Source organism: Loktanella gaetbuli, assembly GCF_020531945.1.
Lineage (GTDB): Bacteria > Pseudomonadota > Alphaproteobacteria > Rhodobacterales > Rhodobacteraceae > Loktanella > Loktanella gaetbuli.
This window is the reverse complement of record NZ_JAJATZ010000007.1, coordinates 31372-45995: the sequence shown is the minus strand read 5'-3', so window position 1 is coordinate 45995 and position 14624 is coordinate 31372. Positions and strand designations below refer to the sequence as shown.

Genomic DNA, 14624 nt, shown 5'->3' with positions numbered 1-14624 from the left:
CCCATGACACCTCACATTGCCGCCAAGCCTGGCGATATCGCTGAAACGGTCTTGATGCCCGGCGATCCCTACCGCGCGAAATGGGCGGCAGAAACCTATCTGACCGACGCCGTCTGCATCAACGAGGTCCGGGGCATGTTGGGCTTTACCGGGATGTGGAACGGAAACCGCGTGACGATCATGGGGTCCGGCATGGGCATGCCATCCATGTCGATCTACGCCAATGAACTGATGAAAGACTACGGCGCGCAAACCATCATCCGCATCGGCAGCTGCGGCGGCATGCAGGACGACGTCAAGGTCCGCGACGTCGTGCTTGCCATGACGGCCACGTCGACCGGCACGCCATCATCGACGATCTTTCGCGAAATCGACTATGCGCCTGTCTGCGATTTTGGGCTGTTGCAGGCCGCCTATGCCGCGTCGCAAAAGCGTGACACGCCGACCCACGTCGGCAGCATCTATTCGTCCGACACGTTCTATGCGGAACGCAACGACCTGACCGAACAGATGATCCGCCACGGCGTTCTGGCCGTCGAAATGGAAGCGGCTGAGCTGTACATTCTGGCAGCCCGCTACAAGCGCCGTGCGCTGGCTGTCATGACCGTGTCCGACCACATCATCACGGGCGAATCACTGCCCAGCGACCAGCGGGAACGCACGTTCGGCGATATGGTTGAAATCGCGCTCGAAGCCGCCTTCGCCTAACGCCCGTGACTGCGGTCGTATGAATTCAGCGGCGGCTCCGACCAAGGGGCCGCCTCTTTTGCGTCCAGGACCTGCATATCAAGCGGATAGCAGACCGCCACGTCGGAAGAATGCTGCGCGCTGCAATCGCCACCCGGACAGGCGGACAACACCGCCAGCAGGTCGATCTCGGCCAGCAGGTCCAGGTAATCGCCCGCGCGGACCGGGCTTGCCTTCATGAAATACTGACCAGTGTCTGCGGTGAAACCGGTGCACATGAACACGTTCAGCACATCATGGACATGCGGTTCGGCCTCGGTCAGAGGCAGACCGGATGCATCCGACAACGCGCGGGTCAGGTTCGAATGGCAGCAATGATGGTACTGCGCCCCGCCCAGCAGATTGGCCGTATAAGGATCACAGCGCGTGCCGATCACATCATGGACCGCGCCACCGAAGGCATCGCGCCCGTACCAGCCCAGACTGTCCGCCACGACGGTGGCCATGGGCCGCAAATACGGAAAACAGGACCAAAGCCGATCCCCGGTCGTCACATGCGACCCGTGCAGCGCCCGCGTCTTGCCTGAATAGAAACGTTCCGACAGGTCATGCGCGTTAAACAGGTTCAGATCGCCGACCTGCGGACCATCGGGACACAGGATGCGCAGCACCTGACCCGCGCGCACCCGCACAAAGCCTGCATCGCGCGGTGGCACCCGCACGGTTTCGATGACCTGCAGCGGCTGATGTGCGCGGTCCAATGCGGGTTGCGGCACGGGCAACGCATCATTGGGATAGCAAATCACCGGCAGCACCGCACGGCGTGCGTCGGCATCCTCTGGCGGCATGTCAGTCACAGTCATCTTTGCGCCTCTCAGTTGTCATCGCGCCAAACGAAAACGCCGTCCCAGTGATGGGACGGCGTTTCTGCACCTATGTCATACAGAGCAAATCAAACGATCCGCTCGACCATCATGTGTTTGATTTCCGCAATCGCCTTGGCGGGGTTCAGACCCTTGGGACAGGTTTTCGCACAGTTCATGATGGTGTGGCAGCGATACAGTTTGAACGGATCCTCGAGATCGTCCAGACGCTCGCCTGTTGCCTCGTCACGGCTGTCAACGATCCAGCGGTGCGCGGCCAGCAGCGCCGCCGGGCCGAGGTAGCGATCCGAATTCCACCAGTAGCTGGGGCAGGACGTCGAACAGCAGGCGCACATGATACATTCATACCGGCCGTCCAGTTTCTCGCGGTCCTCGATGGACTGTTTCCATTCCTTGGCGGGCGCGTTCGTCTTGGTTTCCAGCCACGGCATGATGCTGGCGTGCTGCGCATAGAAATGCGTGAGGTCCGGAATCAGGTCCTTGACCACGGGCATGTGGGGCAGCGGATAGATCTTGATGTCGCCCTTCGCCTCGTCGAGGCCCGAAATACAGGCCAGTGTGTTCACGCCGTCGATGTTCATCGCACAGGACCCGCAGATCCCCTCGCGGCAGGACCGGCGAAAGGTCAGCGTGGGGTCGATGTCCGTCTTGATCTTGATCAGGGCATCCAGGACCATCGGGCCACAGTTGTCCAGATCGACGTAGTAGGTATCCAGACGCGGGTTTTTGCCATCGTCGGGATTCCAGCGATAGACCTGCACCTTTTTGGTATTGGTGGCACCCTCGGGCTTGGGCCATGTCTTGCCCGTCACCATGCGGCTGTTCTTGGGAAGCGTCAGTTCGACCATGTCTCAGACCTTTCGTCGGTGGGCGGATCGCCCGTCAAAGCGTGCCCTCAGCGGGCGGAATAGGGCGTCAGCGGTGCAGCACCGCTGAGCCGTGTGTAACATTCGGCATAGACCGTCGCAGGATCACGGCCGCGCAGGAAATCATCCGTCACGCCAATGGCGATACCTGTCTGTACGCCGCGCGAACTGGACACGCCGATCGCGACCTGTCCCGTTGGCCCCGCGGCCGAGGCCGCCTGATCGGCACAGCGCGCCTCGATCTGCTGGATCGTCAGCGGTGCCGGTGGCCCGCAAGCCACCAGCACCGACAGTGCGATCAGGCTGATCCCGCGCAGCACCATCAGTAGACGCGCTTTTTCGGCGCGATCTTGGCCATGTCGATCCCGCCTTCGTCCTGCGTCGTCAGCGGATCAAGGTGGACCGGACGGTAATACAGGTCAGTCTTATTGCCCGTAACCTTTGCCAGCGAGTGCTTGCGCCAGTTCGTATCGTCACGCTCGGGATAATCCTCGTGCGCATGTGCGCCGCGGCTTTCCTTGCGGGCCTCGGCGGAAACGATGGTCGCCAGCGCGTTCGGCATCAGGTTGGTCAGTTCCAGCGTTTCCATCAGGTCGCTGTTCCAGACCATGCTGCGGTCCGTGACGTGCAAATCGTCCAGTTTCGCGGCAATGCCGGTCATGGTTTCCACGCCTTCGGCCAATGTCTTGTCCGTGCGGAAAACGGCGGCATCGGCCTGCATGGCATTTTGCATTTCCAGACGTAGTTCCGCTGTGGGGGTGCCACCACTGGCGTGGCGCAGCCCGTCGAAACGATCGAACGCAGCATCGACCGATGCCTTGTTCAGGGGCGCATTCGGCGTGTTGGGATCGACAACCTTGCCCGCGCGGATGGCGGCGGCCCGGCCAAACACCACGAGGTCGATCAGGCTGTTGGACCCAAGGCGGTTCGCACCGTGGACCGACGCACAGCCCGCCTCGCCCACAGCCATCAGGCCGGGAACGATGGCATCGGGGTTGTCCTCGGTCGGGTGCAGCACCTCGCCCCAATAGTTCGTGGGGATACCGCCCATGTTGTAGTGCACGGTCGGCTGCACCGGGATCGGTTCCTTGGTCAGGTCGACGCCGGCAAAGATGCGCGCCGATTCTGTGATGCCCGGCAGGCGCAGATCCAGCGTTTCGGGCGGCAGGTGGTTCAGGTTCAGGTGAATGTGGTCCTTCTTCGGACCGACACCGCGGCCTTCGCGGATTTCCATCGTCATGCAGCGGCTGACCACGTCACGGGACGCAAGGTCCTTGTAGGTCGGCGCATAGCGTTCCATGAAACGCTCACCTTCGGAGTTGGTCAGGTAACCGCCCTCGCCACGCGCGCCTTCGGTGATCAGACAGCCCGCGCCGTAAATACCCGTGGGGTGAAACTGCACGAATTCCATGTCCTGCAGCGGCAGACCTTGACGGGCAACCATGCCGCCACCGTCACCGGTGCAGGTATGGGCTGATGTCGCGCTGAAATAGGCACGGCCGTAACCACCCGTCGCCAGAACCGTGGTTTTGGCGTTGAAGACATGCATCGTGCCGTCGTCAAGTTTCCACGCAACCACGCCCTGACACACACCATCTTCAGACATGATCAGATCGGTCGCGAAATACTCGATATAGAACTCGGCCTTTTGCTTGAGCGATTGACCATAAAGAGTGTGCAGGATCGCGTGGCCGGTGCGGTCGGCAGCAGCACAGGTGCGTTGCACGGGCGGGCCTTCACCAAATTCAGTCGTGTGACCGCCAAAGGGGCGTTGGTAGATTTCCCCCTTTTCGGTGCGCGAAAACGGCACGCCGTAGTGCTCCAGCTCGTAAACAGCCTTGGGTGCCTCACGCGCGAGGTATTCCATCGCGTCGGTATCGCCCAGCCAGTCGGATCCCTTGACGGTGTCGTACATGTGCCACTGCCAGTGGTCAGGGCCCATGTTGGATAGGGACGCGGCAATGCCACCCTGAGCCGCCACGGTGTGTGACCGCGTCGGAAACACCTTGGAAATACAGGCCGTTTTCAGGCCCTGTTCAGCCAGCCCCAGCGTCGCACGCAGGCCAGACCCACCAGCGCCGATGACGATGGCATCAAAGTTGTGGGTTTCGTAATCGTAAGCAGCCATTGGTCAGCTCCGGTTCAAAGTGCAAGGCGGACGACGGCGAAAACACCGGCGGCAGCAGCAGCATAGCAAAGACAGATCATCGCAATGATCAGCGGTGTTTTCAGTGCGCCATGGATGTAATCTTCGATCAGCGTCTGCACACCACCGCGAAAGTGAAGGAAACTGACCGCGATGGTCAGTGCCGCGATCACGGACGGGAACGGGCGCTGATAGTAGGCGACGACATCCGCGTAGGGTGCGCCGTAGATGGCGCCGAACGTGAATACGAAACACGGAATCAGGATGAGCAACGCGACGGACGATACCGTCATGAACCAGTGATGCTGGGTGCCGGATTTGGCGGAACCCATGCCGGTGGCGCGTTTACGGTCGGTCAAATATGCCATTGTTCGCCCCTTACAGCACGATGACGGTGAAGATGGTCAAAAGCACTGCAATCAGCACCATGGCCTGACCGGCGGTTTCGGCCTTGTCGATCTCCAGCAGATAACCCTGGTCCCAGATCAGGTGACGCACACCGGCCAGCGTGTGATACCACAGCGCCGCCATCGACAGGAACATGACCAGATCGCCGAACCAGCTGGTCATGAAACCGTCGGCCGTCGCGAATGCATCCGGGCCGGACGCGGCTGCAATGAACCACCAGACGATCATCAGGCTGGCGACAAGCAATGCGTTGCCTGTGATACGGGTAAAGATCGACGTCATCGACGTCCACTGCGGACGATAGATCGTCAAATGCGGTGAAAGCGGGCGGTTGCCCTGCTTGGCATCGGCCATAAGATTTCCCTTCGGTTCCCTTGGGCGCCGGGGCGAGCGGCGCATTTGTCCGTTATGTGCACCATTCCATACAGGAAGTCACGGGAATCATCCCCGGAATCACGCGTGAAATTGACGCGTCAGGCGAAATGCCACGTTTCGTGATCACAAAATTTAAAAGCGTGATCACATCATATCCCGCGTTGGTGTGACCTTGCGGAAACGGGGCAATTTCGGACGACCGAGTCGCCCGTGATCCCGGTCAGTCAGACTGGCATCAGCGCCCAGTAATCCAGATCCAGCAAGACATCGGTCAGGTATTTGCCCTCGGGATCGCGCAACGCATCTGCCGCACCTTTGGTGGCGACCAGACGCAGGCGGATGGCCCCGACACCCGGGGCCGCAGTGTCGGCAACGTCCAGCACCTCGGACCACGCACGAACGGTATCGCCGGCAAAGCAAGGGTTCGCATGGGCACCACCGTTCAGCGCGACGATCATCTGCGCGTTGGCCAATCCATTGAACGACAGCGCACGGGCCAGGCTGATGACATGCCCACCATAGATCAGACGCTTCCCATCCGGGCGGTTGGTGGCGTCGAAATGCACCTTGGCCGTGTTCTGCCACAGGCGCGAAGCCAGCATGTGTTCTGCCTCTTCGATGGTGACACCATCGACGTGGTCGATCACCTCGCCTATCGCATAATCGCGCAGGCGATGCGGCTCACCTGCCAGATCAAAGTCATAGGCGCTGAAATCCAGTCCGGCCGGGATCACCAGTTCATCGGCAGCCACAGCGTCCATCAGTTTCGGGATCACGGTTTCCGGCGCAGGCCCGTCACCGCGTTTGCGCACCATGACCCAGCGGACGTAGGACAGTAGGTCCTCGCCATACTGATTGCGCCCCGTGGTGCGGACCCAGACGACGCCGCTTTTGCCGTTGGAGTTTTGCTTGATCCCGATGACCTCTGACGTGGCGGTGATCGTGTCACCGGGCCAGAGCGGTGTCAGCCAGCGACCTTCGGCATAACCGAGATTGGCAACCGCATTCAGCGACACATCCGGCACCGTCTTGCCAAAGACGGTGTGAAAGGTAACCAGATCGTCCAGCGGACTAAACGGCAGACCGCAGGATTGCGCAAATGTATCGGCCGAATGCAGCGCGTGCCGGGCGGGATAAAGCGCGTGATACAACGCGCGTTCACCCATCTTGATGGTGCGCGGAACCGCATGGGTGATGACGTCACCCACGCGATAATCCTCGAAAAACCGCCCGGCGTTGGTTTTGGTCATTGCTGGCCCAGCTTCATGTCGGGGTCGTAATCGGCGGGGATGTCCTTGGTCACGGCCTGACCACAGCGCATCACGCCGTTGGCATGATCAAAGGCATAGGTCGGCGTTCCGTATAGTTCCCATCCCTTGGACAGGGCATCGGAGACCTTGTGGCAGAACGCGGATGTGTCGTCTTCGGTCAGCAGGCGATAAAGTTTTGTCATGTCTTATCCGAACGGGTTGTAGCCAAGCAGGATGTGGATTGCCGCAACGATCGCATAGATGACGATGGCGGCGACGATGGGAATGAATTCCTTGCGCGCGCTGCGGTGCGGTGGCGGGGTCCATTCCGGTTCGGCCCTGTTGATCAGAACGATTTCGGCCAGCGCCCAGACCAGCAGCCCGCCGAACAATACGAACGACGGCACATCACCATTCACCAGCAGATGCGCCACCGCCCAGATCGAAAAACCGATCAGCTGCGGATGGCGGATCTTGCGACCCAGCCAGACCCGCGGCTTGCCGGGTTTGGGCGCGCCGACTGCATAGATATAGAATGCCACCAGCATCAGCAGGTTGTTCACGCCGGTGGACCAGCCAGCCCGCCCCCAATAGACCGCGCCGTCGGCAGCCCGGTAGCCGATCACCATCAAGACGACGGACGCGATGATCGCCAGGGCCGCAAACAGACGCCCACGGTCGCCCATATCTGCCCGTGTTCCCGGGCTGATCCGTTTCCACGTATGCGCCGCAACCCACAGCAGCAGGCCCAGAATAAGTAATGTCATGTCGTCTCCAATGCGGTGATGGCCTCTGCCTTGGCCAAGGTCGCCCGCGCGGTGACGATATGCAAGTTCTCAACGATGCGACCATCAACGACGGCGACGCCCTGTCCAGCGGCAGCAGCCGCGTCAAATGCAGCGATCTGGCGCCGGGCCAGATCAATATCAGCCTCTGACGGACCAAAGATCCGGTTGGCGATGTCCAGCTGCGCAGGATGGATCAGGGATTTGCCATCGAACCCCATGGCGCGACCGTCGGTGCATTCTGCCTGCAGCCCGTCGTCATCCTTGAACGCGTTGAACACACCGTCAATCGCGGTGATGCCCGCGGCACGCGCAGCCAGCAGGCAATGTTGCAGCGCCGTGCGCATGCCATCGCGGGTTTGCGCGCCCAGATCCTTGGCCAGATCATTGGTACCCATCACGATCCCGGCCAGCCGGGGATGCGCGCAGATCGTTTGCGCATTCAAGACACCCAAAGGTGTTTCCATCATCGCCCAAAGCGGCACATCACCCACGACATCCGCAACCGCGTCCAGATCGGCAGGGCCGTCAACCTTGGGGATCAGGACACCATCGCAGGGCATGGCGGCTGCGGCGCGGGCATCATCCTGCCCCCATTCGGTGTCAAAGCCATTGATCCGCACCAGTGTCATCCGTGCGCCGTATCCGCCCTGTTCCAATGCGGCGCGCAGCGTGTCGCGCGCGGCGATCTTGGCGTCGGGTGAGACTGCATCCTCGAGGTCGAACAGGATCACGTCGCAGGTCAGGTCACGCGCCTTGTCCAGCGCGCGCGGCTTGGACCCGGGAATATAAAGTGCGGAACGGGTGGGGCGATGGCGCATGCGACCTCCATGTAACAATGTTGCGCGCACAAGGCCAAATCCAGACGAATTGTTCAAGTCGTTTTTCGGCCCATGGAACTGCGCCGGTTCCCGCACATGCCATGGGCCAGAACCGGCGGAAGTCGGCGCGCAGCGAAAATATTGTGACCGATCGACGCAACCAAATCGGCCCTGCGCAGTTGAGTGACCAGAGGCGGATGGAGCAACCGACCGCCAAGTTAAACTAAAGCAAGGTACTGAAAATGAAAAAGTTTCTCGCAACTACCGCTATCGCTCTGGTCGTGTCCAACGGTGCATTCGCAGCCAGCCACGAGACAGAAACAGACACTATGGAACCGGCCGCCGAAGGCACCATGAATGACGAGATGCAGTCCGGCGACACGATGATGGACACCGATTCGACCACCGAAATGGACACCGCAGAGCCCGTTGAGGACGCCGCGGAAGAAACCATGGACGCAGCCGACGAAACGATGGATGCCGCAGGCGAAACCATGGACGAGACCATGGATGAAGCCGAACAGACCATGGAAGACACCGCTGACAACGTCGATGCGACCATGGAAGAGACAGCAGATGACATGACAGCCATGTCGCCGCTGGACGGCTACACGCAGCTGATGAACGCGGACGTCACAGCCGAGCAGCTGACAGATGCAGCCGTCTTTGGCACCAACGACGAGGAAATCGGCGAGATCAGTGACCTGATCCTCAGCGACGACGGCATGATCCAGCAGGTCATCATCGAAGTCGGCGGCTTCCTTGGTCTGGGCGAAAAGGCCGTCGCGGTCGATTTTGCCGACGTGACCATCATGCAGGAAACCGATGGCGACGATATCCGCGCGTCGATCCCGCAGACCGAAGAGCAGCTGGAAGAACTGCCCGAGTACGAAGCCGAGATGTAATCTCTTTTTCTGCCGGAACACGGGCCGCTCCCTTTTGGGGGCGGCCTTTTTCGTGTCGTCAGGTCAGCGAAAGCCAGATCAGTCTGATACCTGTCACTGTCAGCGCGACATAAGTGAAGGCGAAAAACAGTCTTTCGGATACGAAATAATGCGCCTTCACACCCAGCCACGCCCCAAGCAGTGCAACAGGGGCCAGGATCAGGTCGGCCAGCAGGCTTTGCGCGGTAAAAATGCCCAGAAATCCATAGGGCACGAACTTCATCAGGTTGATGGCCCAGAACACGATCACGCTGGTCGCCTGATACCGCGTCTTGTCCATGCCCATACCCAGCGTGAACACCGCCACCGGCGGCCCGCCTGCGTGACTGACGAAACTGGTAAAACCCGCGACCGATCCCGCCACCCAGGCCCACCCCCGCGAAAATGCGAAATTCGGAAAGTTCAGCACCCCAGCAGAACGGGCCCATTGATAGGCTACAAAGGCTAGGCAGATTACCCCGATCAAGATGCGGAAACTGTCCGCGTTCACGAATGAATAGACCAGTGCACCCAACGCCACACCTGGCACGGCCCCGACAATCAGCCCCCACGCCGACGGACCATCCCACTTGCGCCAGTAGGGGCGCAGCGACGCAGCATCGATCAACATCAGCAAGGGCAACATCACGCCCAGCGCCACGCCCGGATCGACCAGCAGTGCCAATACGGCTGCCGAAATAAAGGCGGCACCCGATCCGAACCCTGCCTTGGAAATTCCGGCGAACAGCACGGCAGGCACTGCAACGACATAAAACATCGGGTCGAGCGGGGTCATGAAGCGCTTTCACATAGGGGATTTTCAAATTGTTAGCGACGAAAGCACGCATTGACCATGACCGTCGCACTTGCAGGCTGACCATCAAAGGACTAACCCAACGCCCAAGTTTAACTTGCTAGACAGGAACCATTCCATGGCCAGACCCAAGATTGCACTGATCGGCGCCGGACAGATCGGCGGCACACTCGCCCACCTCGCAGCGGTTAAGGAACTGGGCGACGTCGTCCTGTTCGACATCGCCGAGGGCGCACCGCAGGGCAAGGCGCTGGATATCGCCGAATCCGGTCCCTCGGGCAAATTTGACGGTTCCTTCAAGGGCACGAATGATTATGCCGATATCGCTGGCGCAGATGTCTGCATCGTGACCGCCGGCGTGCCGCGCAAGCCGGGCATGAGCCGTGACGACCTGCTGGGCATCAACCTCAAGGTCATGAAGGCCGTCGGCGAAGGCATCAAGGAACACGCCCCCGATGCATTCGTCATCTGCATCACCAACCCGCTGGATGCGATGGTCTGGGCACTGCGAGAATTCAGCGGCCTGCCCCACAACAAGGTCTGCGGCATGGCCGGTGTGCTGGACAGCGCCCGCTTTCGCCACTTCCTCGCCGAGGAATTCAAGGTCTCGATGCGCGATGTGACTGCATTCGTGCTGGGTGGCCACGGCGACACGATGGTGCCGCTGACCCGCTATTCCACCGTTGCCGGCATTCCCCTGCCCGATCTGGTCGACATGGGCTGGACCACCCAGGACAAGCTGGACGCCATCGTGCAGCGCACCCGTGACGGCGGCGCAGAAATCGTCGGCCTGCTGAAAACCGGTTCCGCGTTCTACGCGCCCGCCACATCCGCCATCGAAATGGCCGAATCGTTCCTCAAGGACCAAAAGCGCGTCCTGCCCTGTGCGGCGCATGTGGATGGTGCTTACGGCCTCGACGGGTTCTACGTCGGCGTGCCGACCGTGATCGGTGCCGGCGGCGTCGAGCGCGTGGTGGAAATCAAGATGAACAAGGACGAGCAGGCGATGTTCGACAAATCGGTCGACGCGGTGAAAGGCCTCGTGTCCGCGTGCAAGGAAATCGATCCTTCGCTCGCCTGATCACGGACGAATGCACAGTTGAAAAAGGGCGCCCTGTGGGGCGCCCTTTGTCGTTTCAGGACGGATCACCGTGAACAAAATGTGTCTTGTGATCACACGCGATATTACTGTGATCACAAATGTCGGTTTTCCGCTGCATCCCGGCAAGTGTTCTTTTTTTCAACCCCGAAATATGCAATCCCGCTGCAAACTGATCCACACGAAGGACGCGCCATGAATATCCACGAATACCAGGCCAAGGCCCTGCTGCGCCAATACGGTGCCCCGATCAGCGACGGCCGCGCCGTCACCCGCGCCGAAGAGGCGAAAACCGCCGCAGGCGAACTGGACGGACCGCTGTGGGTCGTCAAGGCGCAGATCCACGCAGGTGGTCGCGGCAAGGGTAAATTCAAGGAATCCGATGCCGGTGATGCCGGCGGCGTGCGTCTTGCCAAATCCGTCGAAGAAGCCGCCGAACAGGCCAAGAAAATGCTGGGCCGCACGCTGGTCACTCACCAGACCGGCCCTGCAGGCAAGGTCGTGAACCGCATCTACATCGAGGACGGCTCTGGCATCGAGACCGAACTTTACCTTGCGCTGCTGGTTGACCGCCAGACCAGCCGCATCGGGTTCGTCTGCTCCACCGAAGGTGGCATGGACATCGAAGAAGTGGCCGAGAACACCCCCGACAAGATCCTGAATTTCACCGTCGATCCTGCAACCGGCTATCAGCCGTTCCACGGCCGTCGCGTTGCATTCGCGCTGGGACTGACCGGTGGTCAGGTCAAGCAGTGCGTTCAACTGATGGGTCAGTTGTACAAGGCATTCGTCGAAAAAGACATGGAAATGCTGGAAATCAACCCGCTGATCGTGACCGACAAGGGCGATCTGAAGGTGCTGGATGCCAAGGTCAGCTTTGACGGGAACGCCGTATACCGCCACGCGGACATCGCCGCCTTGCGCGACGAAACCGAAGAAGACCCCAAGGAACTGGCCGCCAGCAAATACGACCTGAACTATATCGCGCTGGACGGTGAGATCGGCTGCATGGTCAACGGCGCCGGCCTTGCGATGGCGACGATGGACATCATCAAGCTGTATGGCGCAGAGCCTGCGAACTTTCTCGACGTGGGCGGCGGTGCGACCAAGGAAAAGGTCACCGAGGCCTTCAAGATCATCACCTCTGACCCCAACGTCAAAGGCATCCTGGTCAACATCTTTGGCGGCATCATGCGCTGCGATGTCATTGCAGAGGGCGTTGTATCCGCAGTCAAGGAAGTGGGCCTCAAGGTTCCGCTGGTCGTCCGTCTCGAAGGCACCAACGTCGAAAAGGGCAAGGAGATCATCAACAACTCCGGCCTTGACGTGATTGCCGCCGACGACCTCAAGGACGGCGCGCAAAAGATCGTCAAAGCGGTCAAGGGCTGAGGCAATAACGATGGACGTTGTCGCCCACATCGGCATCCCCAAGACTGGATCGTCCGCGATCCAGTCGATGCTGCGCAGCAATCGCGCGGCATTGGAACGCCAGGGCGTCGTCTATCGCAATTTCTCGTCCCAACTCAGCCATGCGGAATTTCTGGTTGCGGCCCATCATCAGGTCGGCGTTGCGATCAAGGATCAGGGTATCCGTGCCCTGTTCAACTTGCGCGGGCAAGATGACTATGCGCGTGTCACACACCAGCTCGAGGCCGATCTGGACAAGGTGATCGCCGACCACCCCGACAAGCAATTGCTGATCTCTTGCGAGATGCTGGGCTGGCCGATGCGAGGGCAAAAGTTCATCGAGACCTTTGCTAAATGGCTCAAGGCACGGTTCACGACAGTGCGGGTCATCGTCTACCTGCGGGCGCAGGACAGCTGGATTTTGTCGAACTATTCGCAGCAGTTGAAAAACGGCAGCGCAGAGAGGTTCGACGATTATCTGGCACGGCAAAAGGTGCCCGATTACGCCGTGTTCCTGACGCGCTGGGAACGGGCGGTGGGTGCTGATGCTGTCACCGTACGCCTGTTTGATCGCGCACGGCTGCGGGGCGGTGACCTGGGTCAGGATTTCTGCGCTGCCTTGGGCGTCACCCTGCCCGACACCCAAGAAGCCCCGACACGCAATGCAACCTTGTCAGCGCGTGGCAGCCGCTGGATGCGCAGGCTGAACGCCGTGTCCGGTGGATTGGGCAACAGCCGTCCGGGGTTCGCGATCATGCGCGTGTTGCGGCGCGGCCTGATTGCCTGCGATCTGGGCGATGGTGGGCGCTTGCGCCTGACCGATGCACAGCGTGAAACGCTGCTGGCCCAGACCGGTCCCGGCAATGCCGCAGTCCGCAATCGCTGGTTCCCGCAGCTTGACAGTCTGTTCGCGACCATGCCCGAAACAGTGACGCCATGACCTACCCCGAAAGGACGACCATGACGAAAATCCTTGCCCCGATATGTGCGATTGCACTTTTGTCGGCGTGCAGCGGTGCGGGCCTTGATGTTCGGACCGGGCCGCAGGCGGCCGCACCATCCGGCGACACCGGAGGGTTTGCGGCCACAACTGACATGACCGCGCCGACGCAAGTCACCATCGCAGCGCCGTTGACCGCAATGCGATCACCGTCCGAAACCCCAGCCGATATGACGGACGGACAGATCCCGGCCGCGACGGCGTTCAACTAACTTTCAACACGACAGACCAGATGGCGAAGCCTTCGTCATGCTAAAGAGGTAAAAAATGGCCATTCTCGTAGACGAAAACACCCGCGTGATCTGCCAGGGCCTGACCGGCTCTCAGGGGACGTTCCACACCGAACAGGCCATCGCCTACGGCACCAAGATGGTCGGCGGCGTCACCCCCGGCAAAGGCGGCCAGACACATCTGGACCTGCCCGTGTTCGATTCCGTGCACGAGGCGCGGGCCCGCACCGAAGCCAACGCATCGGTGATCTATGTCCCGCCGCCCTTTGCGGCCGATTCCATCCTCGAGGCGATCGACGCCGAAATGGAACTGATCATCTGCATCACCGAAGGCATCCCGGTGCTGGACATGATGCGTGTGAAAAAGGCGCTGGAAGGGTCGAAATCCCGTCTGATCGGGCCGAACTGCCCCGGCGTGATCACGCCTGACGCCTGCAAGATCGGCATCATGCCCGGTCACATCCACAAACGTGGGTCCGTCGGTGTTGTGTCGCGCTCGGGTACACTTACATACGAAGCAGTGAAACAGACATCCGACAGCGGCCTTGGCCAGTCCACAGCAGTGGGCATCGGCGGTGACCCCATCAAGGGCACCGAGCATATCGACGTGCTGGAAATGTTCCTGGCGGACCCCGAAACCCATTCGATCATCATGATCGGTGAAATCGGCGGTTCCGCCGAAGAGGAAGCGGCACAGTTCCTTGCAGACGAGCGCAAGGCCGGTCGCTGGAAACCCACCGCCGGTTTTATCGCCGGGCGCACCGCACCTCCGGGTCGTCGCATGGGCCATGCCGGTGCCATCGTCGCGGGCGGCAAGGGTGATGCGGAATCCAAGATCGAAGCGATGAAATCCGCTGGCATCGTGGTTGCCGACAGCCCCGCCACGCTGGGTGAGGCCGTCTTGGCCGCAATCGACAAGAACTAAATTT

Annotated in this window: 18 protein-coding genes; 7 read left to right on the top strand and 11 right to left on the bottom strand. The window is 60.6% G+C overall.

All coding sequences use genetic code 11. From position 1 onward, the window contains the following. The first annotated feature begins 3 nt into the window (after window positions 1-3). Window positions 4-708: a purine-nucleoside phosphorylase gene (gene deoD / locus LGQ03_RS13770; RefSeq protein ID WP_090158415.1), complete on the top strand. Its 705-nt coding sequence runs from the start codon at window positions 4-6 to the stop codon at window positions 706-708. Here the strand turns inward: deoD and LGQ03_RS13765 are convergent. From LGQ03_RS13765 to LGQ03_RS13720, 10 genes are all read right to left on the bottom strand, one after another. Then, window positions 705-1550, bottom strand: coding sequence for an urea carboxylase-associated family protein (locus tag LGQ03_RS13765; protein ID WP_226748864.1), 846 nt, complete (start codon window positions 1548-1550; stop codon window positions 705-707). The two genes, deoD and LGQ03_RS13765, sit on opposite strands and share 4 nt — an antisense overlap. An 89-nt stretch (window positions 1551-1639) precedes the next feature. Further along, window positions 1640-2419 (bottom strand): succinate dehydrogenase iron-sulfur subunit, encoded by a 780-nt coding sequence (locus LGQ03_RS13760; RefSeq protein WP_056032330.1) that lies wholly within the window; start codon window positions 2417-2419, stop codon window positions 1640-1642. 47 nt (window positions 2420-2466) lie between these two features. Continuing rightward, entirely contained in the window at window positions 2467-2760 is a 294-nt protein-coding gene (locus LGQ03_RS13755) for a hypothetical protein (protein WP_090158412.1), read from the bottom strand. Further along, window positions 2760-4565, bottom strand: a complete 1806-nt coding sequence (sdhA, locus tag LGQ03_RS13750; RefSeq protein ID WP_226748863.1) for a succinate dehydrogenase flavoprotein subunit — start codon at window positions 4563-4565, stop codon at window positions 2760-2762. The genes LGQ03_RS13755 and sdhA overlap by 1 nt, the downstream gene beginning before the upstream one ends. A gap of 14 nt (window positions 4566-4579) precedes the next feature. Then, the gene (sdhD, locus tag LGQ03_RS13745) at window positions 4580-4951 is read right to left on the bottom strand and encodes a succinate dehydrogenase, hydrophobic membrane anchor protein (protein WP_226748862.1); all 372 of its coding nucleotides are present in this window, start codon (window positions 4949-4951) and stop codon (window positions 4580-4582) included. A 10-nt stretch (window positions 4952-4961) separates the two neighbouring features. Beyond that, complete coding sequence (gene sdhC / locus LGQ03_RS13740) at window positions 4962-5345, bottom strand: succinate dehydrogenase, cytochrome b556 subunit (protein WP_090158409.1); 384 nt, start codon at window positions 5343-5345, stop codon at window positions 4962-4964. 245 nt (window positions 5346-5590) lie between these two features. Then, window positions 5591-6616 carry a MaoC family dehydratase gene (locus LGQ03_RS13735; RefSeq protein WP_226748861.1) on the bottom strand — a complete coding sequence of 342 codons (1026 nt, stop codon included), beginning with the start codon at window positions 6614-6616 and terminating at the stop codon, window positions 5591-5593. After that, on the bottom strand, window positions 6613-6819 hold the full coding sequence (locus tag LGQ03_RS13730) for a DUF1737 domain-containing protein (protein WP_090158407.1): 207 nt from the start codon (window positions 6817-6819) through the stop codon (window positions 6613-6615). Before LGQ03_RS13730 ends, LGQ03_RS13735 begins: the two co-directional genes overlap by 4 nt. A 3-nt stretch (window positions 6820-6822) precedes the next feature. Then, window positions 6823-7383: an NnrU family protein gene (locus tag LGQ03_RS13725; protein ID WP_226748860.1), complete on the bottom strand. Its 561-nt coding sequence runs from the start codon at window positions 7381-7383 to the stop codon at window positions 6823-6825. Further along, complete coding sequence (locus LGQ03_RS13720) at window positions 7380-8222, bottom strand: HpcH/HpaI aldolase/citrate lyase family protein (RefSeq protein ID WP_090158405.1); 843 nt, start codon at window positions 8220-8222, stop codon at window positions 7380-7382. The genes LGQ03_RS13725 and LGQ03_RS13720 overlap by 4 nt, the downstream gene beginning before the upstream one ends. A gap of 242 nt (window positions 8223-8464) precedes the next feature. Between LGQ03_RS13720 and LGQ03_RS13715 the strand changes: the two genes are divergently transcribed. Beyond that, window positions 8465-9127 carry a PRC-barrel domain-containing protein gene (locus LGQ03_RS13715; RefSeq protein WP_226748859.1) on the top strand — a complete coding sequence of 221 codons (663 nt, stop codon included), beginning with the start codon at window positions 8465-8467 and terminating at the stop codon, window positions 9125-9127. 58 nt (window positions 9128-9185) lie between these two features. On the opposite strand, the gene LGQ03_RS13710 is transcribed toward LGQ03_RS13715, so the two are convergent. Beyond that, on the bottom strand, window positions 9186-9941 hold the full coding sequence (locus LGQ03_RS13710; protein WP_090158403.1) for a sulfite exporter TauE/SafE family protein: 756 nt from the start codon (window positions 9939-9941) through the stop codon (window positions 9186-9188). A gap of 136 nt (window positions 9942-10077) precedes the next feature. On the opposite strand from LGQ03_RS13710, the gene mdh reads away from it, so the two are divergent. From mdh to sucD, 5 genes are all read left to right on the top strand, one after another. After that, window positions 10078-11040: a malate dehydrogenase gene (gene mdh, locus LGQ03_RS13705; protein WP_090158402.1), complete on the top strand. Its 963-nt coding sequence runs from the start codon at window positions 10078-10080 to the stop codon at window positions 11038-11040. A gap of 213 nt (window positions 11041-11253) precedes the next feature. Beyond that, window positions 11254-12447: an ADP-forming succinate--CoA ligase subunit beta gene (sucC, locus tag LGQ03_RS13700; RefSeq protein ID WP_226748858.1), complete on the top strand. Its 1194-nt coding sequence runs from the start codon at window positions 11254-11256 to the stop codon at window positions 12445-12447. A 10-nt stretch (window positions 12448-12457) separates the two neighbouring features. Next, entirely contained in the window at window positions 12458-13405 is a 948-nt protein-coding gene (locus tag LGQ03_RS13695) for a hypothetical protein (protein ID WP_226748857.1), read from the top strand. 20 nt (window positions 13406-13425) lie between these two features. Next, window positions 13426-13677: a hypothetical protein gene (locus LGQ03_RS13690; protein WP_090158399.1), complete on the top strand. Its 252-nt coding sequence runs from the start codon at window positions 13426-13428 to the stop codon at window positions 13675-13677. A gap of 55 nt (window positions 13678-13732) precedes the next feature. After that, complete coding sequence (gene sucD / locus LGQ03_RS13685) at window positions 13733-14620, top strand: succinate--CoA ligase subunit alpha (protein WP_056032290.1); 888 nt, start codon at window positions 13733-13735, stop codon at window positions 14618-14620. The last annotated feature ends 4 nt before the right edge of the window (window positions 14621-14624 follow it).